The 25,689-nt window shown below is 71.1% G+C and carries 20 protein-coding genes; 9 read left to right on the top strand and 11 right to left on the bottom strand.

Going from position 1 to position 25,689, the window contains the following annotated elements; all coding sequences use genetic code 11:
* Positions 1-34: 34 nt before the first annotated feature.
* Positions 35-436, bottom strand: coding sequence for a MarR family winged helix-turn-helix transcriptional regulator (locus IMZ11_RS16225; RefSeq protein ID WP_061253338.1), 402 nt, complete (start codon positions 434-436; stop codon positions 35-37).
* A gap of 103 nt (positions 437-539) precedes the next feature.
* On the opposite strand from IMZ11_RS16225, the gene IMZ11_RS16220 reads away from it, so the two are divergent.
* On the top strand, positions 540-1,958 hold the full coding sequence (locus tag IMZ11_RS16220; protein ID WP_228642232.1) for an MFS transporter: 1,419 nt from the start codon (positions 540-542) through the stop codon (positions 1,956-1,958).
* Positions 1,959-2,141: 183 nt separating this feature from the next.
* Here the strand turns inward: IMZ11_RS16220 and IMZ11_RS16215 are convergent, their stop codons facing one another.
* Positions 2,142-4,334: a hypothetical protein gene (locus IMZ11_RS16215; protein WP_228642229.1), complete on the bottom strand. Its 2,193-nt coding sequence runs from the start codon at positions 4,332-4,334 to the stop codon at positions 2,142-2,144.
* 247 nt (positions 4,335-4,581) lie between these two features.
* Here IMZ11_RS16215 and IMZ11_RS16210 point away from each other — a divergent pair, with 247 nt between their 5' ends.
* The 4 genes from IMZ11_RS16210 (at position 4,582) to IMZ11_RS16195 (ending at position 7,442) form a co-directional block, all read left to right on the top strand.
* Complete coding sequence (locus IMZ11_RS16210) at positions 4,582-5,259, top strand: hypothetical protein (protein ID WP_228642227.1); 678 nt, start codon at positions 4,582-4,584, stop codon at positions 5,257-5,259.
* A gap of 12 nt (positions 5,260-5,271) precedes the next feature.
* The gene (locus IMZ11_RS16205) at positions 5,272-5,628 is read left to right on the top strand and encodes a cupin (RefSeq protein WP_061253342.1); all 357 of its coding nucleotides are present in this window, start codon (positions 5,272-5,274) and stop codon (positions 5,626-5,628) included.
* A gap of 150 nt (positions 5,629-5,778) precedes the next feature.
* Positions 5,779-6,867: an adenosine deaminase gene (locus IMZ11_RS16200; protein WP_061253343.1), complete on the top strand. Its 1,089-nt coding sequence runs from the start codon at positions 5,779-5,781 to the stop codon at positions 6,865-6,867.
* Complete coding sequence (locus IMZ11_RS16195) at positions 6,864-7,442, top strand: hypothetical protein (RefSeq protein ID WP_228642225.1); 579 nt, start codon at positions 6,864-6,866, stop codon at positions 7,440-7,442. The genes IMZ11_RS16200 and IMZ11_RS16195 overlap by 4 nt, the downstream gene beginning before the upstream one ends.
* Before the next feature lie 68 nt (positions 7,443-7,510).
* Here the strand turns inward: IMZ11_RS16195 and IMZ11_RS16190 are convergent, their stop codons facing one another.
* The 5 genes from IMZ11_RS16190 to IMZ11_RS16170 form a co-directional block, all read right to left on the bottom strand.
* Positions 7,511-9,154 carry a phospho-sugar mutase gene (locus IMZ11_RS16190; protein ID WP_228642223.1) on the bottom strand — a complete coding sequence of 548 codons (1,644 nt, stop codon included), beginning with the start codon at positions 9,152-9,154 and terminating at the stop codon, positions 7,511-7,513.
* 8 nt (positions 9,155-9,162) lie between these two features.
* Positions 9,163-9,966, bottom strand: coding sequence for a purine-nucleoside phosphorylase (locus tag IMZ11_RS16185; protein WP_228642221.1), 804 nt, complete (start codon positions 9,964-9,966; stop codon positions 9,163-9,165).
* Positions 9,967-10,110: 144 nt separating this feature from the next.
* Positions 10,111-12,771: a hypothetical protein gene (locus tag IMZ11_RS16180; RefSeq protein WP_228642219.1), complete on the bottom strand. Its 2,661-nt coding sequence runs from the start codon at positions 12,769-12,771 to the stop codon at positions 10,111-10,113.
* An 82-nt stretch (positions 12,772-12,853) separates the two neighbouring features.
* Positions 12,854-14,470, bottom strand: a complete 1,617-nt coding sequence (locus IMZ11_RS16175) for a beta-N-acetylhexosaminidase (protein WP_228642217.1) — start codon at positions 14,468-14,470, stop codon at positions 12,854-12,856.
* A gap of 173 nt (positions 14,471-14,643) precedes the next feature.
* Positions 14,644-15,096 (bottom strand): gamma-glutamylcyclotransferase, encoded by a 453-nt coding sequence (locus IMZ11_RS16170; RefSeq protein ID WP_228642215.1) that lies wholly within the window; start codon positions 15,094-15,096, stop codon positions 14,644-14,646.
* A 140-nt stretch (positions 15,097-15,236) separates the two neighbouring features.
* Here IMZ11_RS16170 and IMZ11_RS16165 point away from each other — a divergent pair, with 140 nt between their 5' ends.
* Positions 15,237-16,628 carry an NAD(P)H-quinone dehydrogenase gene (locus IMZ11_RS16165; RefSeq protein ID WP_061253350.1) on the top strand — a complete coding sequence of 464 codons (1,392 nt, stop codon included), beginning with the start codon at positions 15,237-15,239 and terminating at the stop codon, positions 16,626-16,628.
* Here the strand turns inward: IMZ11_RS16165 and IMZ11_RS16160 are convergent.
* Both IMZ11_RS16160 and IMZ11_RS16155 read right to left on the bottom strand, forming a co-directional pair.
* Positions 16,605-17,834: a pentapeptide repeat-containing protein gene (locus tag IMZ11_RS16160; protein WP_228642213.1), complete on the bottom strand. Its 1,230-nt coding sequence runs from the start codon at positions 17,832-17,834 to the stop codon at positions 16,605-16,607. The two genes, IMZ11_RS16165 and IMZ11_RS16160, sit on opposite strands and share 24 nt — an antisense overlap.
* A 195-nt stretch (positions 17,835-18,029) precedes the next feature.
* On the bottom strand, positions 18,030-19,448 hold the full coding sequence (locus tag IMZ11_RS16155; protein ID WP_228642211.1) for a hypothetical protein: 1,419 nt from the start codon (positions 19,446-19,448) through the stop codon (positions 18,030-18,032).
* Between the two features lie 282 nt (positions 19,449-19,730).
* Between IMZ11_RS16155 and IMZ11_RS16150 the strand changes: the two genes are divergently transcribed.
* Genes IMZ11_RS16150 through IMZ11_RS16140 form a run of 3 tightly spaced genes read left to right on the top strand, consistent with a single transcriptional unit; the run spans position 19,731 to position 20,631 of the window.
* Positions 19,731-20,126 (top strand): YbaB/EbfC family nucleoid-associated protein, encoded by a 396-nt coding sequence (locus IMZ11_RS16150; protein ID WP_228642209.1) that lies wholly within the window; start codon positions 19,731-19,733, stop codon positions 20,124-20,126.
* Positions 20,123-20,299: a hypothetical protein gene (locus tag IMZ11_RS16145; protein ID WP_228642207.1), complete on the top strand. Its 177-nt coding sequence runs from the start codon at positions 20,123-20,125 to the stop codon at positions 20,297-20,299. Before IMZ11_RS16150 ends, IMZ11_RS16145 begins: the two co-directional genes overlap by 4 nt.
* On the top strand, positions 20,296-20,631 hold the full coding sequence (locus IMZ11_RS16140; protein WP_228642204.1) for a hypothetical protein: 336 nt from the start codon (positions 20,296-20,298) through the stop codon (positions 20,629-20,631). The genes IMZ11_RS16145 and IMZ11_RS16140 overlap by 4 nt, the downstream gene beginning before the upstream one ends.
* Here the strand turns inward: IMZ11_RS16140 and IMZ11_RS16135 are convergent, their stop codons facing one another.
* Complete coding sequence (locus IMZ11_RS16135; RefSeq protein ID WP_228642202.1) at positions 20,632-21,648, bottom strand: hypothetical protein; 1,017 nt, start codon at positions 21,646-21,648, stop codon at positions 20,632-20,634.
* Positions 21,648-25,664, bottom strand: coding sequence for a type VII secretion protein EccCa (gene eccCa, locus IMZ11_RS16130; RefSeq protein ID WP_228642200.1), 4,017 nt, complete (start codon positions 25,662-25,664; stop codon positions 21,648-21,650). The genes IMZ11_RS16135 and eccCa overlap by 1 nt, the downstream gene beginning before the upstream one ends.
* Positions 25,665-25,689: the final 25 nt, after the last annotated feature.

Genomic DNA, 25,689 nt, shown 5'->3' with positions numbered 1-25,689 from the left:
CGGCGCGGGTCCGCGGGGGAGGGCGTGCCGGCCGTCAGCCCAGGTGGGTCGTGAGGACGGCGAGATGCGTGGGTGCGGCCTCGGCGTGCCGCTTCCGGCCCTCGTCCGTGAGCAGGACGAAAACGCCGCGGCGGTCGGCCTCGCACATGGCCCGCGTGACGAGCCCCTCGCGCTCCAGTCGCGCGATGAGCCGGGACAGGGCGCTCTGGCTCAGATGGACCTCGTCGGCGAGCTCCTGCACGCGGAACTTCTCCTTGCCTCCCCCGTCACAGGTGGCGAGACCCTCCGCCATGCGGTCGAGCACCTCGAACTCGCTCACGCCGAGGCCGTGCCGGTCGCTGAGCTCACGCTCCAGGGCGCAGGAGACGGTGGCGTGCCGCGCGAGCAGTTCGCGCCACGTGTCGATGACGTCGATGCCGGACTTCTGGCGAGCCATCCCAGCCTCCTTGCTTCGGCCGGAGCCTAGCACGCACGACAGGTAGATGCAAACGCATTAAATGCTTGTGCATTGAATGCAGGTGCATGTAACGTCTCCCGCCATGACCTCCTCCACGAAGGACGAGCGCTGGGGGGCGCCCCTGTGGGGTGCGCTCAGCGTTCTATGCGCCGTCGTCTTCCTCGACGCTCTCGACGTCTCGATGGTGGGCGTGGCGCTGCCCTCCATCCAGGCCGACCTCGGCATGTCCACGGCGGCCCTCCAGTGGGTCGTGAGCGGATACGTGCTGGGATACGGGGGGCTGCTCCTCCTCGGGGGCCGTACCGCCGACCTGCTCGGCCGCCGCCGGGTCTTCCTCATTGCGCTGGCCGTCTTCGCCGTCGCGTCCCTGCTCGGCGGACTCATGAGCGACGGCGCGCTGCTCATCGCGGCACGGTTCGTCAAGGGCATGAGCGCGGCGTTCACCGCCCCGGCGGCACTGTCGATCATCACCACGACCTTCGCCGAGGGCCCGGCGAGGAACCGAGCGCTCAGCATCTTCACCGCCTGCGGCGCGAGCGGCTTCTCCCTCGGGCTGGTGCTCTCGGGCGTGCTGACCGAGCTGGGCTGGCGCTGGACCTTCCTGATGCCCGTCCCGGTGGCGATCATCGCCCTGATCGCCGGCGCCCGGCTGCTTCCGCGCTCCGACGAGCGCGGCGAGGGCGGCCACGACATCCTGGGCGCCATCACGATCACCGCGGCGATGCTGCTGCTCGTGTTCACCGTCGTCCAGGCTCCCGACGTCGGCATCGTGCGCACCGCGCTGTCGGCCGTCGTGGTGGCCGCGCTGTTCGGGCTGTTCGTGTGGCTGGAGCGCCGGGTCAAGCACCCGCTGGTCCGCCTGGGCATCCTGCGGTCCGCTCCGCTGGTCCGGGCCAATGTCGGCCTGGTGATCCTGTTCGGCTCGTACGTCGGCTTCCAGTTCGTGGCCATGCAGTACTTCCAGAACCTGCTCGGCTGGTCGGCGCTGCAGACCGCGCTGGCGTTCCTGCCGGCGGGCCTGCTGGTCGCGGTCAGCTCGACCAAGATGGGCGATCTCGCCGACCGGTTCGGCACCGGGCGGCTCATCGTGCTCGGCTCGATCGCGCTGCTGGCGGGCTACGCGATGTTCCTGCGGGTGGACGAGCACCCCAGCCTCGCCGGGATGGTCCTGCCGGGGATGGTGCTGCTCGGCATCGCGTTCGGGCTCTCCTTCCCGTCGCTCAACATCCAGGCGACCAACGGGGTCTCCGACGACGAGCAGGGGCTCGCCTCCGGCCTGCTCAACACGTCGGGCCAGGTCGGCGGCGCGGTGGTGCTCGCCATCGTGACCGCGGTCCTGACCTCCGGCTCGGCGTCCGACCCGATCGGCGCCTTCCGCGCGGCGATCGTCGTCTCGGCGCTGTTCGCCCTGGTGGGACTGGTGGTCGCCGCGAGCGGCCTGCGGTTCCGCTCCCGTACGGCGACCGCCGCCGAGCCGGAGAGGGTCCTCGAGACCGTCTGAGGGCGAGTGTCCGAGGACGGACGACGCGTCCAGGTGACCGTGTCCCGTCCGACCGGCACGCGGCGGGGGCGCCGGTCCGACGGTACGGCGAGTGAGGGGCGCTCCTTCGGGGGCGCCCCTCTGGCGTGCCCGGATTGCGCGACCCGGGCACGCGTAAGACGGCCGCGGGGATCGGTCACGGCACTAGCCGAGCGCTCCCGGAGTCCAGACAGGAGGGACCCGGCTCCGCTCGTCGAGGACGATGTCGCGCGCGGCGCACGACCGCACGTCCACGGCGTGGACAGATGGCACCGCGCCTCCACCACCCGATCCGCCGTCCGAAGCGGTCCGGGCGTCCACGATGACCTCGCGGGCGCTCGCCCAGCCGCGCACGCTCAGGACTTCGGCGTCCTCGGAAAGGCGCGGCGCGCAGCTCGTACGGACCCGGCCGGTGCCGGGGTCGACGGTGCTCAGCCAGAGCGGGCTGTCCTTCCCCGGATGGTCGCTGAGGTCGATCAGGGCCAGGCTGCGCCCGTCGGGTGACAGCGGCATGCCCGCGACGGGCAGCCGGAGGCCGTACATGGGGTCACGTAGGGAGACGCGGCTCAGCACCCGGCCGTTCGGGCGCATCCGCACCAGCTCCGTGATCCGGGTGTCGTTCACCCGGGTGACGGTCGTGCCGAGGACCGTGCCGCCGTCGGAGACGGCCAGGACCCGCATGCGCAGGGGCAGGGTCCAGGTGCGTTTCGTGGTGGCGTCGTGCACCCGGGGGCGTCCGATCGCTTTGCGCGTGCCGAGTCCGGTGGCCAGCCACCGCCCCGTCGGCGAGATGGCCAACGACGTGTTGTTGGTGGGGGTCTGCCCGTACGGGACGAGGTCGGTCTCTTCCGGCACGGAGTGCCGCCGGTCCACGATCACGACGTCGGACGCGCTGGAGCTGTAGTAGGCGATCTGGTTCCCGTCCCCGCTGACCGCGAGCAGTTCGTTCGCGCGGGAGCTGTCCTCGACCCCCACATCGACGATCTCGTACTCCTGCCCCTTCGCGGTGACCACGCGCCATTCCACGCAGTCGTTCCCGCTCGCCTGGCCCGGCGTACAGAAGTCCTGGTAGGCGTACCGGATCGGGACGTCCACGACGGACGGGAGCGGGCCGCCGGACTCCTGGGCCGGGCCGTCCTCGTGGATCCCGTACGGATCATCCGCCGTGCCGTCCACCGTGCCGTCCGCCGTGCCGTCCGGCGCGCCTCGGTCGGACGCGTCCCTGATCGCGCCGACGAAGACGGTCATGCCGAAGACGATGGGCACGATCATGACGGCGGCCAGCGTCACGCAGACGCTGGCGATGAGGGAGACGCGGCTGGCGCGACGGCGCCGGGCGGTGTCGACGACCTCGTCGACGACGCGGACGGGTGGCATCTCGGAGGCGATGGCGTCCAACCCCCGGCGCAGCGCCTCCTCCATCGGGTCGGCCCGCACGGGGCCGGACACGCCGGACGCTCCCGCCGTGGACCCTCCCCACGGGACCGCTGACGGCGGCACCGTCGCCCAGGCGGGCTCCTTCGCGAAAGCGATGACCTCCGGCTCCGGAGTCGGGGACGCCCAGGAGGTCGCCGACGGCAGGGATGCGGCGTCCGGTTCCGGCCCGGGAGGCGTCCATGGGGGCGGGGCCGCCGCGGACGTGCGTGCCGCCAGGTCGGCGGAGGTCCGAGCCGCACCGGACACGGGTTCGGCGAGTCCGGGGACGCGGTGGCGCAACTCCGCGAGGGCGAGCTCGATCTCCGCCCGTGTCGTGGCGGCGGCCGTGCGGCACAGCCCCGCCGCCTGCGGCTCCGGCATCCCCTCGTGGAAGCGCGCGACGATCAGCGCGCGTTGGAGCGGGGACAGCGCCGCCAGGGCCTCCTGGAGGGACGACCGTTCCGTGGCGGGGACGGTCGAGGGCCGGAGTTCGCCACGCGCCGCCCCGGCGCGGCCCTTCCGACCGCCGGCCCGGGTATCACCGGCCCGGGTATCACCGGCCCGGGTATCACCGGCCCGGGTATCACCGGCCCGGGTGTCGGCGGGCCGGGCGAGGACGTACGTGAAGAGGCCCTGACGGGCCGTGTCGGCGGGCCTGGCCCAGCGAAGGGTGGGCCAGCGGGCGGCGATCCGGGTCAGGGTCCCGATCACGAAGGTGCGCGCGGCATGGGGATCGCCGGTCAGCAGGAGAGCCGTACGGGCCAGCGGTTGAGCCTGGTCCGCGACGAACGCCTCGAAGCCGGTCAGCCGGCCCATGTCGTTCCTGTGGCGCTTACCCCGCGCACCCTTGTCACCGGGACCGCCGCTCACGCCGTGGCCGGCACTCACGCCGGGATCACCGCTCACGCCGGGATCACCGCTCGTGCCGCGGTCACCGTTCATGCGCGCACGTCCGCGCCGTGCCGAGGCGGGTCCGGAGGCGAAGCGGGCCGCGGTCGCGCCCGCGGCGTGGCTCGGTCATCACTGGCCCTCCACTTTTCCGCGTGGAATGATGCGGATATTTCGGAATGTGAGATGCGCTGCGGCGGCCACATTAACGGAGATCCGAACCTCGGACCGGAAGCACACGTCTAATCGACTGGAGACGGAACCGCACCGCCGGCTGTGGAACGTTCGAAAGGAGATCGCGATGAAGACGTCGTACGCTCTGGCTCTCGCCCTCGTACCGGTCGCCGCCACCCTCGCCTGCGGGGGCGCCGGGAGCGCGGGAGGCGACGAACTCGGAACCGGTGGTACGGCCGGACAGGTCGCCTCACCGGCCGTCGCGGCCTCCCCGGGCTCCGGCGCGGGCGACCCCACCGGAGCCGCCGACTCCGCCGCGCCGGCCGCCGCCACGGGTACGGCCGCGGCGAAGCCGGGGGCGTCCGCTCCCGCCCCGCCCACGAGCACCAAGCCGGTCAAGGCGGAGCGCACCCCGGCCAAGCCGCCGAAGGTCACCGGGGTCAGGTTCGCCCGGCACGCGGGGTTCGACCGCGTCGTGATCGACCTGAAGGGCGCCATGACCGGGTACTCCGTGGACTGGACGGACAAGCTGGTCTACGACGGCTCCGGCTCCGCCGTGGGCGTCACGGGCGGGGCGTACCTCCAGGTGCGCGTCACCCCCGCGGCCGCGCACGACAGCGCGGGGAAATCCACGTGGAAGGGGCCGCGCGAGGTCGCCGCGAAACTTCCCAACGTCCGTCACATCGTGAACAACGGCGACTTCGAGGGCATGGTCAGCGTGGGGCTGGTCCTCGCCCACAAGGCCGGGTTCCGGGTCGTGCCGCAGTCGGGGCCGTCCCGGATCGTGATCGACGTGGCGCACTGACAGACTGGTCGCATGGTGAGGAAGATCGACGCGGCCACCCGGATCCCGGTTCCGGGCGGAAAGATCATCGATGAGTACGTCGGCCGTGTGAACAGCGGTGACGAGCGGCTCTCGATCGCGCACATGCAGGCGCCGCCCGACTGGGAGGAACCGCCGCAGACCCCGGAGTTCGGCGAGTACACCCTCGTGCTCAAGGGATCGGTGATCGTGGAGCACGAGGGCGGGTCCACCGAGATCGGGGCAGGTCAGGCCTTCGTCAGCGATCCGGGCGAGAAGATCCGCTATCGCTCCGGTCCCGCCGGGGCCGAATATGTCGCCGTCTGCCTCCCGGCGTTCTCCCCCGAGACTGCCAATCGTGACGACTCATAATCGGCAAACAGTGCATGATCGGCGTTTCCGCAGGTGGCATAGGATGCCGAGATGAACGAGAACGGCGCCCGGCGATCCCGGGGCCGCCGGGCGAGGAGGCTGCATGAGCGAGCGAATCGGTAGGCACGGCGCCCTTCGCGAGGAGCGCGCATGAACCGGCCGACGCTGGAGGAGATCCGCAAGGCTCCCAAGGTCCTGCTCCACGATCACCTGGACGGCGGCCTCCGTACCGAGACGGTGATCGACCTCGCCCGTGACTCCGGCTATGCGAAGCTGCCGTCCCACGACGCCGCGAACCTGGCCGTCTGGTTCCAGGAGGCGTCCGACTCGGGATCGCTCGAACGCTACCTGGAGACCTTCGACCACACCGTCGGGGTCATGCAGACCCGGGAGGCGCTCGTCAGAGTGGCCGCCGAGTGCGCGGAGGACCTCGCCGACGACGGCGTCGTCTACGCCGAGGTCCGGTACGCGCCCGAGCAGCACACCACCGGCGGTCTCAGCCTGGACGAGGTCGTCGAGGCGGTGATCGAGGGTTTCCGGCTGGGTTCCGCCGGCCCCGACGGCACCCCGAGGATCAGGGTCGGCACCCTGCTGACCGCCATGCGGCACCAGGCCCGCTCGATGGAGATCGCGGAGCTCGCCGTGCGCTACCGCGACGTGGGTGTGGTCGGCTTCGACATCGCGGGAGCCGAGGCGGGCTACCCTCCCACCCGCCACATCGACGCCTTCGAATACCTCCAGCGGGAGAACGCGCACTTCACCATCCACGCCGGTGAGGGTTTCGGGCTGCCGTCGATCTGGCAGGCCATCCAGTGGTGCGGAGCCGACCGACTCGGCCACGGCGTGCGGATCATCGACGACATCGCGCTGTCGGACGACGGAGAGGCCAAGCTCGGGAGGCTGGCCGCCTACGTCCGGGACAAGCGCATCCCTCTGGAGATGTGCCCGACGTCCAACCTGCAGACCGGGGCCGCCTCCTCGATCGCGGACCACCCGATCGGGCTGCTGCGCCGGCTGCGCTTCCGGGTCACGGTCAACACCGACAACCGGCTGATGAGCGCCACGAGCGTGTCCCGGGAGTTCGCCAAGCTGGTGGACGCCTTCGGCTACGGCTGGGACGACCTGCAGTGGTTCACGGTCAACGCCATGAAGTCGGCGTTCATCCCCTTCGACGAGAGGCTCGCGCTGATCAACGGTGTGATCAAGCCGGGCTTCGCACAGCAGAAGTGGCAGGCATGAAACAGGTTTTCCGGTCGAAGCTGGCGTGGGTCTTCGGGTGGGCGTGGGTCATCTTCGCCGCGTGGAACGCCTGGGACCTGATCGTCCGCGGCAGCATGCCGTCGGCGCTGATCGCCGGGGCGGTGCTCGGCGTCATCACCCTGCTCGTCGGCCTGCTGGCGCTCCGCCCGGCGATCATCCCCGAGGAGGGCGGCGTCCGGATCCGCAACCCGTTCCGGAACGCGTACGTGCCGTGGAGCTCGGTGGACGAGGTACAGGTCTCCAACGCGATCGTCATCGTGGCGGGTGACACCAGCATCCGCTGCTGGAGCCCCCAGCCGAGCGCCCGCGAGCGGGCGAAGGCCGTGCGCCGGGCGGGCAGGCAGCAGGCGCGGAGTTCGCAGCTGCCGGACAGCGCGGCGCAGGCCGTGCTGGGGCGCACCCATGCCGACTGGGTGGCCCAGCAGCTCCTGGAGATGGCCGTGCTGCGCAAGCGGGACGCCTCGGGGACGACCAGCGTGTCCTGGTCGCCCGTGGCGCTGGCCGCCGTGGCGGCGGCGGTCGTGCTCGTCGTGGTGACCTTCGTCCTCGTCTGAGCCGCCCGCGCCGCCGCCACAACCACCGCCGCGCTCGCCCACCGGGCGGCCCGCCGGCGCCCGGCCTCCTACACGCCGAGCGCGGCGGACAGGTCCGCCTTGATCGCGGCGAGGTCGGCCGCGGCGGCCGCCCGTGCTCTGGCCACGTCGCCGGACGCCGGACCGGTGACCGGGACGACGACCTCCAGATAGCACTTGAGCTTCGGCTCGGTGCCGCTGGGCCGTACGACCACGCGCGCCCCTCCGGCCAGCCGGTACCGGAGGCCATCGGTCGGGGGCAGGCCGGACAGGCCGGCGCCGAGGTCCTCCGCCGACTCGACCTCGCGCCCGCCCAGCTTGGCCGGGGGCTCCTCCCGCAGGCGGGCCATGGCCCGTCCGATCAGCGACAGGTCCTCGACCCGGACGGAGAGCTGGCCGGTCGCGTGCAGGCCGTACCGGCGCGCCTGGTCGTCGAGCAGGTCGAGCAGCGTCCGGCCCTCGCGCCGGGCCGCAGCCGCCAGTCCCGCGACGGTGAGTGCCGCGCCGATCCCGTCCTTGTCGTGGACGGGCAGCCCGGCGTCGGAGCCGACGCTGTAGCCGAGGGCCTCCTCGTACCCGAAGATCAGCCCCGGTCCGGCCTTCATGATCCATTTGAAACCGGTCAGCGTCTCCGCGTACCGCACGCCGTGCGCCGCGGCGATCTTGCCGAGCAGCGATGACGAGACGATGGTCGTGGCGACCAGGCGGTCGTCGCCCGAGGTGTTCCGCAGGATGTGCTCGGCCAGCAGGGAGCCGAGTTCGTCGCCGGTGAGCATGCGGTACCCGCCGTCCGGAAGCCGCAGCCCCGTCGCGCACCGGTCGGCGTCCGGGTCGTTGGCCAGGACGATGTCCGCCCCGATCGTCCCGGCGAGTTCGAGCGCGAGGTCCATCGCGCCCGGCTCCTCCGGATTGGGGAACGCCACGGTCGGGAAGTCCGGATCGGGGTCGCGCTGCGCCGCGACCATCTCCGGGACCGCGAAGCCCGCGCTCAGGAACGCCTCCGCCAGGGTGTCCGCGCCGACCCCGTGCAACGGCGTGTACGCGATGCGGACGTCCCTGGCGTCACCGACAGGGAGCGCGGCGAGGGCCCGCAGGTAGGGGGTGACGATCGCCTCGTGCGTGAGGGTGTCCCAGGACTCGCCGAGAGGCAGCTCGTCCACCCGGCCGACCGCGTCGATCGCCCGTGAGATCTCGCCGTCGACGGGCGGCACGATCTGCGCGCCGTCCCCCCAGTAGACCTTGTAGCCGTTGTCACGCGGAGGGTTGTGCGACGCGGTGACCATGACGCCCGCGTCCGCCCCCAGATGGCGTACGGCGAACGCCAGCACGGGGGTCGGCCACCTGCCGTCCATCACGGAGGCCCGCAGGCCCGCGCCGGTCAGCACGGCGGCGGTGTCCCTGGCGAACACGTCCGAGTTGCGCCGGGCGTCGTAGCCGATCACGACGTGCCGGCCCGGGCCGAGGACGCGGGCCAGACCGGCGGCGGCGCGCATCACCGTGACCCGGTTCATCCGGGCGGGACCCGCCCCCAGCTCGCCGCGCAGGCCCGCGGTGCCGAACTCCAGCCTGGAGCCGAACCGGGAGGCCAGCTCCGTTTCGTCGTCGAGGGCGAGAACCGCCTCCAGCTCCGCCCGGGTCTCCGGGTCCGGATCCTGGGCCAGCCACTCCCGCGCCCGCAGTACGAGATCACTCATCGGGGCCCCTACAGCTTGTCGACGACCTTGGCGAGCAGCACGCCCATCCGGGCGGCGGTGGCGCGGCCGACCTCGAGGACCTCCTCGTGGTTCAGCGGCTCGCCCACCAGACCGGCGCCCGGGTTGGTCACCAGGGAGATGCCGAGCACGTCCGCCCCGGCCTCCCGTGCCGCGATGGCCTCGAGCACCGTCGACATGCCGACCAGGTCGCCGCCGAGCGTGCGCAGCATCCGGATCTCCGCCGGGGTCTCGTACGTCGGGCCGCGGAAGGCGACGTAGACGCCCTCGGCGAGGGACGGGTCCACCTCGCGGGCGAGGTCGCGCAGCCGCGGCGAGTAGACCGAGGTGAGGTCGACGAAGGTGGCGCCGGTGATCGGGTTGGCCCCGGTCATGTTGATGTGATCGCTGATCAGGACGGGGTCGCCCACGTTCTGGGTCTCGGGGCGCAGGCCGCCCGCGGCGTTCGTCAGGACCACGGTGCGCGCCCCGGCCGCGACGGCCGTACGGACGCCGTGCACGACCGGCTCGACGCCGCGGCCCTCGTAGAGGTGCGTACGACCGAGGAAGATCAGGGCGTTCAGCCCCGACGCCGTCGTGACGGCGCGGATCGTGCCCGCGTGCCCGGCGACGGCGGGCGGGGCGAATCCGGGCAACTTCGTCACCGGGAACTCGGTGACGGTCTCGCCGATCGCGTCCGCGGCCGGGACCCAGCCCGACCCCATGACGAGGGCGACGTCGAAGGACTCGATGCCGGTGAGGTTCTTGAGGGTGGCCGCGGCCTCTGCCGCCAGTTCGTAAGCGTCGTTGGTCACGTTCACCGAGCGTACAGAAGCGGACGAACCTCGCTTGCCACGTCACCTGCCAGAATCCGCGGGCCGGACTTCGGCGATGTTCTCCAAACACGACCTTCGGCGGCGGTGGAGGTCCCTCGCGAGAAGGGACCTCCACCGTGGTCACTAGGGGAGCGGGATCGAGACGGTGGGGACGTTGTGGCCCCTCACCCGCAGGTAGGGCGCCTGGCCGCCCAGATCGTCCGTCTGGTACGCGGCGGTGATCGTGGTGGATTCACCCGGCCAGAGCGAGAGGTAGTTGTCGGTGTAGGTGACGGGCACGACCTCGTCGCCGCCGTTTCCTGCGGTGATCTCGGGACGGAGGAAGAACGCGACGGCGGTCGTGCTGGTGTTCCTGATCGTGATGGTGGCCGTCTCCTTTCCGGCGGACACGGTCCGGGTGGCGGTCGCGGTCACGTCGGGGTTCGCGGCCAGGCTGTTCAGGCCGGTGAGGTTGGCGTACGTCTTGACGGTCGTCTGGTACCAGTTGCTCTTGTTGCCCAGCGTGTCGGCCTGGGTCGAGTACCAGTAGAGGTTGTCGCTGACCGTCGCGCCCACCGCGTCCGTGAGCCGGAGGCGGACGAAGTAGGTCGTCGACAGGCCGGTGATCGCGGGAAGGGTCAGCGCCTGCGTGGAGGCGTTGGCGCCCGCGTTGACGGCCGCCTGGGTCGTGTACTTCTGCGACAGGTCCGGGACGTTGTACACGGTGGCGGTCGCCGTCAGGCCGCTGCGCGCCGCGAGCGTGGAGTTGACGACGAACACCTTCCTGGTGGCGTAGTCGTAGCTGATGTGCACGGGTTCGTTGGCCTTCTTGCTGCCGAAGTACCCGCCGCCCGGCTTGAAGTAGTAGTCGTACAGGTTCCAGTGGACCGACGGCCAGGCGCTGTTGAGCATCCAGAAGATGGTGCCGAAGGACTGGGTGTGCTGGTGCGCGTTCCACGCCTCGAAGAAGGACCGGGTGTTCTCGTAGTTCTGCAGCTCCGACTTCTTCGAGTAGTCGGCCGCGCTCGTGGCGGTGCCGTACCGCTTGTTGACGCCGTTGGTGAACGGGGCGATGGTGTCGAAGACGCTGCCCGGCTTGCCCGCGTGGTAGTTGAAGGCGGTTCCGATCGGCCACAGGTCGGCCGGGGCGAGGAACCTCCGCAGGCTCTCCAGCGGCGGCGGCGACTCCGTGCCCTCCTCACCCGTGGTGCCGAAGGCGCTCCCGGCCCTGGTGGTGTCCCACCACAGAACCGGCGGCTCCCACACGTACGGGCCGTCCATCTTCATCCCGGCGTCGGCGTTGGACCAGGTGGCGACGTTGTCGAGGGTGGGGTTCTGCCAGTGCAGCGCGGTGGCGACGTTCTTGTAGGCCGTCAGGTGCGCCGCCGTCGGCGGCTGGTCGCTGCCGTACGTCCACAGGAAGGTGCTCGCGTGGGCGCGCAGGGCCCGCATCTGGCTGTCCAGGGAGGCGACGGCCACCTGCGCCTGCTCGGCGGACCAGCCGCTGTCGTTCTCCCAGGCGCTGCAGCAGACGAACCCGGGCATGAGCATGATGCCCGCTCTGTCGGCCAGGTCGTAGAGCTCCTCGTTGCCGAGGGTGCCCTCCAGCCGGATCGTGTTGAGCCCCATGTCCTTGACGTACTGGATGTGCGCCGCGTTCGTCCTGGTGTCCCAGCGCTGCAGCATGTCCCACACGTAACCGCCGCCGCGGAACATGATGTTCTGGCCGTTGACCTTGTAGCCGGCGAACGAGGTGCCGTTGACGGTGGTCCGGTAGTCGGTGAACTGCCGGATCCCGAAGTCGATCGACTTGGTGTCCGAGGTCGCGCCGCCGGTGGCCGCGGAGATCGCGAGCCGGTACAGCTCCGGGCTGCCGAACTGGTACGGCCACCACAGGGCCGGGTCGGTGACGTGCAGTTGCGGATAGGCCCCCGGGGTGAAGGCGATCTCCCGCCGTTCACCCGCGTTGAGCGTGACGTTCTGGCTCACGGAGATCGTCGGATGGCCCGGTTTCGAGATCGTCCCGCTGACGGTGGTCGTGACCGGCGCGTTCGTGGCGTTGACGGCGTCGACGTAGACGGTCAGGTCGGCCGAGTTCGTCGCGGGCAGCGGCAGGACGGTCCTGACGTAGGGGTCGCGCAGCACGACGGGGCCGGTCGTGTCGAGCAGCGTCCTGCCCCACAGGCCGGCGTTCATGTCGGGGGCTTCGGGATTCCAGTCCACCGTGCAGAAGGACAGGTCCTTGCAGTCGTGGACGGGCGGTGTCACGAGGACGGCCAGCGCGTTCGCCGCCCCCGGGTTGATCAGGCCGGTGACGTCGTATTCGTGGGCCACCATCGAGCCCACGGCGCCCGTGTCGAGCTGGGTCCCGTTCAGCCAGATCTGGGCCCGGTAGCTGATCCCCGTGAAACGGAGCCGGTAGACCTGGCCGGGAGTCGTCGCCGCAGCGGGGAACTCGCCGCGGAACCACCACTTCTGCCCCGTCAGGTCCGGGACCGACTTGAGGTTCGTCCCGAAATAGATGTTCTGGTAGACGTTGTTGGCGGTCAACCCGGCCAGCACGGTCGAGGGAAGCGTGACCGGGTTCCAGCCCGAGGCGGTGCTGTAACCGACCTGGGAGATGGTCGCGCCGGTGTCGGCGACGTTGGCGGCCGACCGCAGCGCCCACCCCGTCGTCAGCTCGGTCGAGCCGAGGGTGGCGGCCGTCGCGCCGCCGGCGTCGACGGCTCCCATGGCGAACGCCATGAGCAGGATCACGAATAATCGGGACAGGAGCAGCCGGGGACGCTTGCGGGAAACGGGCATGGAACGGACTCCTTCTCGCTGACACCTGGCGGGGTGGTTCAGGTAGGCGAGGAGACGTGGCCGGGCCGGTTCGCGGGGGCGCCTACGAACCCGCCGGCCAGGTCACCTGGGCGGAGCGGTAGTAGTTCAGGCCCATGACGCGCCAGCGGGGGCCCTGCGCGCCGAGACGTTGACCGAACGCCTTCCAGTCGTGCGTGCTGTACGGCGACCAGCCCAGTTCCGCGATCGCCGGCAGCCTCGGGAAGGCCATGTACTCGATGTCGGACAGGCTCTGGATGGTCTCGGTCCACAGCGGCGCCTCGACGCCCAGGACGGAGGACTCGCCGACGCCGCCCAGGTACGCCCCCGGGTTCCAGCCGTAGGCGTCCCTGACCTCGATGAGGCCGGCCCACTTCTGGCCGACGGGAGTACGGGAGTTGTACTTCATGTCGAGGTAGGTGCGATTGGCCGGGGACATGATGACCTTGACGCCGCGCTGGGCGGCGCTCGTCACGGCCGCGTTCCGCGTGGTGGTGCCCCAGAACTGGGCCACGGTCGAGGCCGGGGGCGTGGCGTTGACGACGTCGTGCCAGCCGATGACGGTCTTGCCGTACGCCGAGACGATCCGCTGCACCCGGTTGATGAACGCGGTGTAGTCCGCCGGCTGCGTGGACTGGGTCTCGTCGCCTCCGATGTGCACGTACGGCCCGGGTGTCAGCGCGGCGAGCTCTCCGACGACCTGGTCGACGAAGGTGTAGGTGATCTCCTTCGAGGTGCACAGCGAGCTGAATCCGACGTCCGTCCCCGTGTAGAGGGGCGGCGCGACGCCGTCGCAGTTGAGCTCGGCGTACGAGGCCAGGGCGGCGTTGGTGTGCCCCGGCATGTCGATCTCGGGGACGATCGTGATGTATCGCGACGCGGCGTAGTCGACGATCGCCTGGTAGTCGGCCTTGGTGTAGTACCCGCCGGGGCCGCCGCCGACGGCGGTGCTCCCGCCGTAGGTCGCGAGGTTGGGCCGGCCGTCGACCGCGATGCGCCATCCCTGGTCGTCGGACAGGTGCAGGTGCAGATGGTTGATCTTGTATGGCGCGATCTCGTCGATGTAGCGCTTGACGGTCGCCACCGGGAAGAAATGCCGGGCGACGTCGAGCATGGCGCCGCGATAGGCGAATCGCGGATAGTCGACGATCTTTCCGCCGGCGACGGTCCACGGGCCGGGTCGCACCGTCGTGCTCTCGACCGCGGCCGGCAGCAGCTGGCGCAGTGTCTGCACCCCGGCGAACAGACCGGCCGGCCGGTTGGCGCGCACGACGATCGAGGTGGCCGTCACCTCCATCTGGTAGCCCTCGTTCCCGACGGTGCTCGGCGCGCCGGACAGGAGCAGCGAGATCCCGTCGGACGGGGAGGGGACGGACGCGGCGGTGACGGGAAGCGGATGGCCGGTGGAGGGACGCAGGAGCGCGGCGAGGTAGCCGCCGATGGACGCGGCGGCGGCCGAGCCGGGTTCGGTGTAGATGGTGGTCGCGGCGCCGATGTCGTACGTGACGCCGGGCGTGGAGGTCGAGCCGGCGACGGCGGGAAGGACCGAGCCGAACGGCACGGGCGTGGGCGCGGCCTCCGCCGGTCCGATCGCGAGCACGGTGCTCCCGGCGGCCGCCACACCGGCGCTCAGGGCGAGGAGCAGGGCCGCGAGTCCGCGCCGCCCTCCGTAGACCTTCATCGACGCCTCCGAGGGGTCGCCGCGTGCCGGGCGGAGCGGCCCGCCGGCACGTCAGTTGTGTCGCCCCCGTCGACGTTCACCGTCACGATAAGTCGGCGCGCACTGATAGTAAAGGACTCTTTCTAATGGCGCCGACGGGACGCCGGCGGCGACGCTCGTCGCGAAAAGCGCCGTCAGTCGCCCAGCGACTTGCAGGGGCGGGTCCGCAGGTGCTTGACGTAGTCGTCCGGCGCCCCGGCCTTCTCCGCCGCGTCCGCGATGATGCCGAGGTGGCGGGCCGACGGCAGACCGCCCTCGTAGGAGTCGAGGACGTAGGTCCAGGCCAGCACGTCGCCGTCGAGCGTCGCGACGCGGACCCGCACCTTGCGGTAGAAGCCCAGCTCTGTGCCGGTCCACTGGTCGAGCGACGCCTCGTCCCACTCCGGAACGTCGTACAGGACGACGAAGATCTGGTCGTCGGCATCCTCGACGATGGTGGCGAGCGCGCCCTCCCAGGCGACGTCCTCCCCGCCGAAGGTCAGCCGCCAGCCCGACAGCCATCCGGTGCCGCGCATGGGTGAATGCGGGGCGCGCTCAGCCATCTGCTTGGGGTCCATGTTGCTGCTGTAGGCGGCGTAGACAGGCACGGCACGAAGCCTAAACCACGAGGCGCGTCCCCGGACGGCCATGACGCACGACCCGCCAACTCGCGCGGAATCCCCGTAGTCGGACCCTTACATGTCCCCCTCATCTGCGACGAGTGGGATGATGCGGGAGAATAGGGCACGTGACAAGGATCGTGATCATCGGTGGTGGCCCCGGCGGGTACGAGGCGGCCCTGGTCGCCGCCCAATTGGGGGCGCAGGTCACCGTCGTCGAACAGGAAGGGCCCGGGGGCGCGTGCGTGCTCACCGACTGCGTGCCGTCCAAGACGCTGATCGCCACCTCTGTCCGTAAACAGGCGCTGCTGGACGCGGCCTCCGTGGGCGTTCACTTCGACGGGGGAACGGACGGCGACATCGGCGGCATCATGGTCGAGATGCCCCTCGTGAACAAGCGGGTCAAGGAGCTGGCGCAGGCGCAGTCGGCGGACATCGCCGCGCGGCTCGCCGCCGAGGGCGTGGAGGTCATCCGGGCGAAGGGCCGGCTCGTGGACCCGCAGGTCGTCCGCGCCGGTGACCGGACGATCCGGGCCGACGTGGTCATCGTCGCGACCGGCGCGTACCCGCGCGTGCTGCCCGGCGCCGAGCCGGACGGGGAGCGCATCCTCACCTGGCGGCAGATCTACGAACTGCAGGAGATGCCCGAGCACCTGATCGTGGTCGGGTCCGGCGTCACCGGGGCCGAGTTCGCCGGCGCCTACCGATCGCTCGGTTCCGAGGTGACCCTGGTCTCCTCCCGCGACCGGATGATGCCGAACGAGGACGCCGACGCGGCTGAGGTGCTCGAAGAGGTCTACCGGCGCCGTGGGATGAACGTCATGGGCCGGTCCCGGGCCGCGTCGGTCAAGCGCACCGAGCACGGCGTGGTCGTCACGCTGGAGGACGGCAGGACCGCCGAGGGCAGCCACTGCCTGATGACCGTCGGCATGATCCCCAACACCTCGGGCATCGGCCTGGAGGAGGCCGGCGTCCGGCTCGACCGGGGCGGGTTCGTCGAGGTCGACAAGGTCTCCAGGACCTCCGCGCCCGGTGTCTACGCGGCGGGCGACTGCACCGGCGTGCTCATGCTGGCCTCCGTCGCCGCCATGCAGGGCCGGATCGCCGTGTGGCACGCCCTGGGCGAGGCCGTACAGCCGATCCGCCTGGCCACCGTCGCCTCCAACATCTTCACCGATCCCGAGATCGCGGCCGTCGGCGTGTCGCAGCGGCAGATCGAGTCCGGCGAGATCGAGGCCAACGTCGTCAAGCTGCCGTTGGCCACCAACGCGCGGGCCAAGATGCAGGGCTTCAACGACGGTTTCGTCAAGCTCTTCTGCCGCCCGAACACCGGCATCGTGCTCGGCGGCGTCATCGTGGCGTCCCGCGCGTCCGAGCTCGTCCTCGCCCTGTCGGTGGCGGTGCAGCACCGGCTGACGGTCGACCAGCTCGCGCAGACGTTCGCCGTCTACCCCTCGCTGTCCGGATCGATCACCGAGGCGGCCCGCCGGCTCATGTCACCGCTGACCACCGTGATCTGACAGCAGCGTCCTGACCCGGTGCAGCGACGCCCTGCCGTGCTGTACGGCTGACGCGGCCCCCTGCAGCTCGTACGGCGTGCGCGCCACCGTGAGCACGTGCCTGGCGGCCTCGTACGCGTCGAGCGCGGCGCGCCAGTCGCCGGGCGCGCCGTCGATCCGCCCGGACTTCATCTCGGCGTCGACGGTGTTGATCTCGTCCCCGAACCGCGCGAGGTCGTCCATGACCGCGATGCGTTCGTTCTCGAAGGCGCCGAGCTCGCGCTTCCTGCGCCGGTGGGAGAGCCCCCAGAAGAGCAGCGTGAGGCCGAGCCCGATGCCGCTGAGGACGACCAGGAGCAGCCCTGCCGCGGTCCGTACGGGATCGTTGGCGATGGCCCTGTTCGCGGCCTCCTGAGCGGCCTCGGGCGTCCTGTCGGCCTCCGTGGGCGAGGGCGAGAGGGCGTCGGCGGGAACATCGGCGGGCGTCCCGCGTGATCCGGTGAGATCGAGGTCGCGCGCCTGCCCGAAGGTGGCGCCGTTGACGTTCGCCCCTTTCAGGTCGGCACCGTCCAGCGACGCCTGGGTCAGCACCGCCCGGTTGAGATCGGCGGACGTGAACACCGCGCGCTCCAGGTGGGCCTGGCCAAGCCTGGTGCCGCGCATCGTGGCCCGGGTGAAATCGGCCCCGCGCGCCTTCACCTGCCCCATGGTGGCCTTGGTGAGATCGGCGGAGGCGAACGTGCTCCCGGTGAGGTCCGCCTGGGTCAGCACCGCCCCGCTGAGGATCGCGCCGGTGAAGTCGGAGCGGGGGAACTCCGCCTGCTCCGCGTAGACGCCGATGAGGAGCGCCCCGCGCAGTTTCACCCGCTTGGCACGGAACTGGCCGAGGTCGGCACCGGTGAAATCCGCGCCCCGCAGGTCCGCGCCGTCGGCGTGGGCGAGACTCAGCGTGGCCCCCTGCAGGGACGCGTCGCGGAGGATCGCCCCGGTGAGATCCCGGTGCGTGAGGTCGGCGCCGTTGAGCGTGGCTCCGGTGAGGTCGGCGCAGCGCAGGTTGCGGGGGAGATCGTCGGCGTCGGCGAGGTCCTCGCCGCGCAGGTCCGGCCCACTGCCCGGGGTGCAGGCCCTGGCGCGTGCCGCGGCCGGTACGCCTGCCGGGCCCAGCAGGACGGGGAACGACACGGCGGAGGCCGCCAACGTGACGGCCAACGCTCGGGAGTGACGCAACGGAGCCTCCTCACAAAGCTGAAGAAACGCCCCCTAAGTCTCTCGCGCCGATGGTAGGCGGTATCCCTGATCTCCCTCGGCATCGCCCCAAAGTGCCGGAAAAGGCGGTGACCCCGCACCCACTGGGTGCGAGGTCACCTGAGAAGCCATGCCCCGGCCGTCGATCAGGAATCGATCAGCACGCGGGGGTGCGGGTCACCAGTCGCCGCCGCCACCGAAGTCGCCGCCACCGAAGTCGCCACCGCCACCCCAGTCACCGCCGCCGCCCCAGTCTCCGCCGCCACCGAAGTCGCCGCCACCGCCGCCCCAGTCTCCGCCGGAGTCGCCGGCCGCGACGCCGTCCGCGTAGCCGTGGCTGTAACCGCCGTGGCCGAAGCCGCCGAAGGCGCTGCCGAGCATGGTGCCGACGAGCATGCCGGTCAGCATGTCGCCGCCGCCGAAACCGCCGTAGTAGCCGTAGGCGTAGGGCTGGTAGGCGGGGCCGGCGTCCCAGTAGGGACGGCGCTCGCCGTTCACCATGACCTCGCGCATCTGCGGGTCGAAGCCGCGCTCGACCGCCTCGGCGTCCGCCGCGCAGGCCGGGACCTCGCGCGGAGCGCCGCCGGGAGGAGCCCAGTTGACGTTACGCGCGGACGGGCCGTGCTGCGGGTTGAAGAAGCACGGGGGCAGCCGCTCGGGGAGGGGCTGCTTGTTCACGCGGGCCTTGACGCAGGCCAGGGCGTACCGCCCGTCCTCCAGCGTCGCGGTCACCGTGCGCAGTTCCTCGGCCCGCTTGGTGGCGGCCAGCTCGTTCTTGGCGCGTTCGTAGGAGTCGAGGGCGCGCTGCCAGTCGGCCGAGGTCTCGGACTGCGGCAGCATCTTCACGTCGATGTCCAGCGCGGTGATCTCCTCACCGAACTTGGTGACGTCCTCCTCGACCGTCTGCTTGACGGCCGCCAGCTCGGCGGCCTCCTTCTCCTCGCGCTTCCGCTTGGCCCTGCGGGCGAAGATCCACAAACCGCCACCTCCGACGACGGCGATGCCGAGGATGACCAGCAGGCCGGTGCCACCGCCACCGCCGACCCCGCCGGCGGCGCTGCCGTCGTCGAGCGCCTTGCGGTCGCCGGACGCTGCCGCGTCGATCCGGTTGGCGAAGTCCTGCATGACCTCGACGGGCTTGCCCGGGTTGTTCTCCGTGGCCTTCCTGGCGATCTGGCCCGCGAGCCCCGACGTCTTGCGGCCCAGGGCGCTCGACCCGGCGAAGAGCGTGGTCCCGTCGATGACGGCGACGGTGGCCTTCGGCCGGCCCGCGTTCGCGAGGGCCTGACCCAGGGAGGTGATGTAGGTGCCCGCCTCCTGGTTGGTGGTGATCGTCCCGTCGGGCAGAGCGACGGCGTAGATCTTGGTGTCCGCGTTCTTCAACGCGTCACGGATGCCGGACTGGTCGCCGGACGACAAGGGAGCCCCGTCCTGGACGAAGAGCGGATCATTGCTCTTCCAGCCGGCCAGGACCGTGCTGACGTCTGGTGGAGCCGCGGCGTGGGCCGCCGGGCTCCAGGCGAACAACGCGAACAGGCCGACGAGCAGCGCCGCAACGGCGGCCCCCACGCGGCCCAGCGGATGGGTGATGGTCACGGCGTAAGCCTCCTTCGCCCTTGAGGACGAACCGTGATGCGTAATTGTTCCTGTCCGGCGAAACCGTATCCGTTGCCGAGACCGTTCCAGGACCGGTTCCGGCATCCGCGGTGATCGCGGTGGCCGAGCATGTCACATCGCGACCTCGGCTGTCAGGATCGGGTGGCTGCCGTCGTTGACGGGGATTTCGGAGCGATGCCACCTTTTGTGGGTGATCGATAAGTGGCGGGTGCGGAGTGGACGATCCCTGATCAGCCTCGGCCGCGCCGGGAGTGATCGCGGATGAGCGACGAGTACCAGGCGATGATCGAGGGACTCGCCCGGGAATACAACATGCAGGCCGCGCGACTCCGTGAGACGTACGGCAGCCTGAACGAACTGACCGCGACCTCCCGCTCGGAGGACGGGATGGTCACCGTGACGATCGGTTCACGCGGGCAGGTACGGAACATCCAGTTCGATCCCCGGGTCTACCGCAAGCTGTCGCCGTCCGAGCTGTCGCATTCGATCATGGAGCTGATCGGGAAGGGAACGGCCGAGATCGCGGAGCGGACCCAGGAGCTCATGGCTCCGCTGCTGCCGGAGGGCCTGTCGTACGAGGAACTCTTCGGGGACGGAGTGGACTTCGCGTCGTTCCTGCCCCAGCCCATCGACCTGCCTCCGAAGGGAGAGGTGTGACGATGCCCGGAAACGGCTACCACGTGTGCTGGAAGGAACTCCAGCGGCGGGCGCGGGCCGTCGGTGAGCGTCCCCGGGCGAACGCCGCCCCCTACGCGCCGGGCCGGATGGACGGCCCGTTCATGAGGGCGCTGATCCGGCGCAGCGCCGGTGAGGAGGAGAACAGAGCATGAGGGAACCGGGCGGGATCGAGGTCTCCCACACGGACCTGCGCGCCGCGGGCGAGGGACTCACGCGCGTGGGAGAGAACATGGCACGCGAGGCCGAGATCTTCGGCACGGAGCTGGCGGGCCGGTTGGATCCCTGGGGCGACGACGAGCTGGGAAGCATGTGCGGGCCGATCTACGCCATGATCCGGCGGGAGGCGCTGGACGCGTACATGACGCTCGCCGGCGGGATCAGGGACGCGGGGACCGCCGTCGAGGCGATGTCCGGAAATCACGGGGGCGCCGAGTCGGCCAGCGCGCAGGCCGCGGCCGACGCCGTTCCCGACCGGATGGTCTGATCAGGGCCGGTAGCCCGGGTTCGGGATGTAGTCCCCGAATGTCTCCGTCGTGGCGTCGTACGGCCGTGCGCCTTTGATGTAGCGGCCCTCGATCCCGCCGGGGAACGCGATCTCCCGCTGGTGCCCGGTGCGCAGGGCGCTGCCCATGGTGGAGGCGAGGTCGATGCCTCCGGGCGCGTCCACGTCGTACAGGTATCTCGTCGGGAAGATGTCCATCGGGTTGTCCAGCCGGGTGGTGCTGACGAACGCCGACTCCTCGAACCGCAGGTGGGACTCCAGGTCGGTGTTGCCGGGGTTGCGCGGATGGAAGCCGGGTCCGAACACCTCGTCCGGGTGCCGGTCGTCCGCGCGCCGGAGAACGAGCCGGTCCGTACGCCACACCGGGGAGGGGGTGATGGCCTTGACGTTCACGCTCCGGTCGGCCGCGGCGCGGAGCGGATCCGGCCGCCTGGCGAGCCGCATGCGCAACCCCATGGGGGTGATCTTCTGGAAGAGGCGGCGGGCGCGTTCGAGGAGGGCTCCGACGATCCGTTTGAGGCGGTTGAGCGTGACGCGCAGGAGCCCGCGGATGGCGACGCGGGTGGCCGCGATGGAGAGCGGAAGCGTGGCGAGTGAGGTGCCGAGGCTGACGGTGGCGGTCGCGATGGCACGGGCGACCCGTACGGCGAGGCGGGCCAGTGCCGTGATGATGCCGAATTTGAGGGCGGCGACGATGGCGGCTCCGGCGAGGCAGGCGGCGCCGATGAGCCGGGTGGCTGTTATGGCGTCCTTGCTGTGGGCGGTGGGGCCGTCGGCGGAGATCCAGTGGTCGTGCATGGCGGTGATGTCGCCGCCGCTGTTGCGTGTGGCGACCCGCCGGACGTGTTCGTAGGAGTTCTGGGACTGCTTGCTGAGGGTGTCGGCGAAGCCGAGCCAGGCACGGCCGGTTTCGATGAGCTTGGTCTCGTCGGCTGCGGGCCAGGTGTAGCCGACGAGACCCATGGCCAGGACGAGCCCGGTGGGCAGGCGAAGTCCCATCAGCCGGCTTCCGGCGGCTGCTGCTGGGGGAGGAACGCCGTCTGGATCAGGCGGTTGCCGTACTTCCTGTCGACATGGATGCCGCGGCCGGGCGGGAGCGGCTGCGCCCGCACGTTGCCGAAGAGGAAGCCCTCGTCCCGGTTGCCGGACAGGATGACGGCGGGGCTGGCCATGTCCTTGACCCGCTGGATGACGGGGTCGAACATGGCCCGGCCGAGACCGCCCATGGCCCGGGACAACACCAGGTGCAGGCCGATGTCGCGGGCCTGTGGCAGCAGTTCGGCCAGCGGCAGCAGGGGGTTGGACGAGGTGGCGACCAGCTCGTAGTCCTCCACGACGATGTAGAGGTCGGAGCCGCGCCACCAGTTGCGCGCCCTGAGCTGCTCCGGCGTGAGGTCCGCCGGGGGCAGCCGCTTGAGCAGCGCGCTGCGGGCGTCGCTGATCAGTTCGAGCGCCGCGGGCCCCGACGCGGCGTAGCCGATGCGGTGGTCCGTCACGGCGGTGTCGAGCAGCGTCCTGCGGTAGTCGATCACGATCATCATGGCCTCCTGCGGCGTGCGCCGGGCCACCAGGCCCTCGGCGATCAGCCGCAGCAGGTTGGACTTGCCGCTCTCGGTGTCGCCGGCCACGACGAAGTGCGGGTCGGCGTCGAAGTCGACCAGCACCGGTGACAGGGTGCCCTCGTCGATGCCGATCGGGATCCGGCCCGGCCCGGTCGCCGCGATGTCGGGCAGCGTCTCGACGGGCAGCACCGCGGGCAGCAGCCGTACGGCGGGGGCGGGCCTGCCGGTCCAGGCGCTCCGCACCGCCTGGACGAGCCCGCGCACGCCGTCCGACAGGTCCTCGGCGCTCTGGACGCCGTCGATCCTGGGCAGCGCGGACAGGAAGTGCAGGCCGTCCCTGGTGAGGCCGCGACCCGGCACGCCCTCGGGCACGGCCAGCGACTTCTTGCGGTTGATCTCCGACTCGTACGCGTCACCGAGCTTGAGCTCGACGCGGGTGCCGAACAGGTCCCTGATGCCGGGCCGGAACTCCGACCACTTGTTGGTGGCGGCGACGACGTGGATGCCGTAGCCGAGCCCGCGCGCGGCGAGGTCGGTGATGACGGGTTCGAGGGTGTCGAAGTCCTGCCGGATGGTGAGCCAGCCGTCGACCACTAGGAAGACGTCGCCCCAGCCGTCGCCCTCGACCGTGCCCTCGGCCAGTTGCCGCCGGTAGGCCGTGATCGAGTCGATCCCCCGCTCGGCGAAGTCGCGCTCCCGCTGCTGGAGGAGCGTGGAGATCTCGGCCACCGTCCGGCGGACCCGGTCGGCGTCGAGACGGCTGGCGACGCCGCCGACGTGCGGCAGCCCGTCGAGCGAGGCGAGCGAGCCGCCGCCGAAGTCCAGGCAGTAGAACTGGACCTCGCGCGGGGTGTGGGTGAGCGCCATGCTGGTGATCAGCGTGCGCAACACCGTGCTCTTGCCGCTCTGCGTGCCCCCGGCCACGCCGACATGACCCGCGGCGCCGGACAGGTCCAGCCAGAACGGGTCGCGGCGCTGCTCGAAGGGCTTGTCGATGATGCCCACCACGGCGTGCAGCCGTCCCCGTCCCTGCCACGCGGCGGTGGACAGCCCGAGTTCGGGTGTGACCGACAGCGGCGGGAGGAGGTGGGTGAGAGTGGGCGGAGCGCCGAGGGGCGGCAACCAGATGCGGTGGGCGGCCGGCCCCTTGTCCTTCATCCTGGCGACCACGACGTCGAGCAGGCTGCTCTGCGTCTTCTGGCCGTCGGCCGCCGCGCCCTCGGCCGCCGCGTCCTCGTCCGGCTCGTCCGGTGCCTTCTCGATCTCCGGCAGCGGGGTGTACGCGGGGCCGTACTCGACCACGCGGGGCATCGGGCCGCCTCCGTCCGGCGCGGCCGTGTGGTGGGTCCCCGCCTCGTACGCCCCGGAGACGTAGGCGGCCTTGAACCGGGTCATCCCGCTGGTGTCGAACTTCAGGAACCCGTTGCCGGGGGCGGACGGCAGCTCGTAGGCGTCGGCCACGCCGAGCACGACCCGGCTCTCCATCGCGGAGAAGGTCCGGAGCCCGATCCGGTACGACAGGTGGGTGTCCAGGCCGCGCAGCCGTCCCTCCTCCAGGCGCTGGGAGGCGAGGAGCAGGTGCACGCCGAGCGAGCGGCCGAGCCGTCCGATCATGACGAACAGGTCGATGAACTCGGGCTTGGCCGTCAGCAGCTCACTGAACTCGTCCAGGACGACGAACAGCGTGGGCATGGGCGCGAGGTCGGCCCCCTGCTCCCTGGCCCGCTCGTAGTCGCGCAGCGAGGCGTAGTTCCCGGCGGCGCGCAGCAGCTCCTGGCGGCGGACCATCTCCCCGTGCAGGGCGTCGTGCATGCGGTCGACGAGCGGCAGCTCGTCCTCCAGGTTGGTGATGACCGCGGAGACGTGGGACAGGCTCTCCAGGCCGAGGAACGTGGCGCCGCCCTTGAAGTCGACGAGCACGAAGTTGAGGATCTCCGAGGAGTGGGTGAGGGCGAGGCCGAGCACGAGCGTGCGCAGCAACTCGCTCTTGCCCGATCCGGTGGCGCCGATCACCAGCCCGTGCGGCCCCATGCCGCCCTGGGCCGACTCCTTGATGTCGAGCTCGACCATGCGGCCGTCCGCGCCGAGCCCGATCGGCACCCGCAGCCGGTTACGGCCCGCCCGCGGCCGCCACGTCACCGCCGGGTCGATGAGGGCGGCGTCGCCGACGCCGAGCAGGTCGGTGAGCGACGTGTTCGTCGCGAGGACGTCCTGCGTCTCCTCGCCCGAGGCCGTGGACGCGCGCAGTGGGGCGAGCTGCCTGGCCAGGCCCTCGGTTCTGAGGAAGTCGAGGCTGTCAGGGTCGCCAAGCCTGGTCCGGCTCTCCTTGCCCGCGTGATCGAGTTTGATCATGAAGAAGCCCTCCGGCCGGACGTCCAGCCGCAGCGTGCTCTGCTCCTCGACGGCGCCCGTCGACCCGGAGAGGTCGATCACGGTGACGCCCTGGATGGCGTCGGTCCCGAGCTGGGAGTCCAGGGGCACCCGCCCGTTGTCGACGATCAGGACGTGGTACGGCAGGGCGTCGGCGGCGGACCCCGGCTTGAACCTGGCGCGCTCCCTCACCTCGGAGCCGACGAGCCGGTCCAGCTCGGAGAGGTTCTCGGTCATCAGCCGCACCTGCCCGGCGGCGTCGGTCCGCTCCGGGTGCAACGCGTGGGGCAGCCACTTGACCCACTCCCACTGGGCCATCCACTCCTGGTCCGCGCACACCATGATCCGCATGTCGTCGGGCGAGTGGAACACCGTCATCTGCGCGATCATGGCCCGGACGAGCCCCCGCACGGCGACGGGGTCGCCCGTCAGCCTGATCCGCGCGAAGGAGTGCAGGGCCACGGCCACGGGCAGTTTGGACACGGTCGAGTGCGCCCGGACGAACCTGCGCAGCGCGCCCGCCGACAGCGCGTCCAGGTCCTCGACCGGCTTGGAGTCCGGCGGGATGAGCTGGATCGCGAGCTTCTGCACGCCGGTTCCCAGGCGTACGGTGCCGAAGTCGTCGTCGCGCGGCCGCCGCTCCCACAGGCGGGGACCCATGGCGATCCACCAGAGGGAGTCGGGGGCGGGGCCGCTCCATTCGAGGGCCTCACGCTGCTGCTTGGCCGCCCGCCGTACCCGCTTGCGCACCTGGGAGAGGTAGCGGAAGTAGTCCCGGCGCTGGCCGTTCATCCGGTTCTTGCGCTCTCCGGCCTGGCGTCCCATCTGGCTCACGCTCATGCCGAGCATGGACACCGCGAACAGGCCGCTCGATACGTACATGATCGGGCTGGAGTTCCCGCCGGCGGTGAACATCAGCCCCATGGCCGCCGCGCCCGCCCCCATCGGCAGGTAGGTGAGCAGGTTGCCGAAGCCCGGCGGCTGCACCTCCGGGACCTCCGGCGGCGACTCCAGCAGGATCTCGCCCCGTGGCGGTTTCGGGCTGGGACGGCGCTCGGGACGGCGTACGACGACAATGCTCACCCTGGACGCCCTTCCAGATCGTTTG

Origin of the sequence: Microtetraspora sp. AC03309 (assembly GCF_020826795.1) — a bacterium.
Lineage (GTDB): Bacteria > Actinomycetota > Actinomycetes > Streptosporangiales > Streptosporangiaceae > Microtetraspora > Microtetraspora glauca.
Note: the sequence above shows the minus strand (reverse complement) of the source record. Positions and strands in the feature narration are given on the sequence as shown.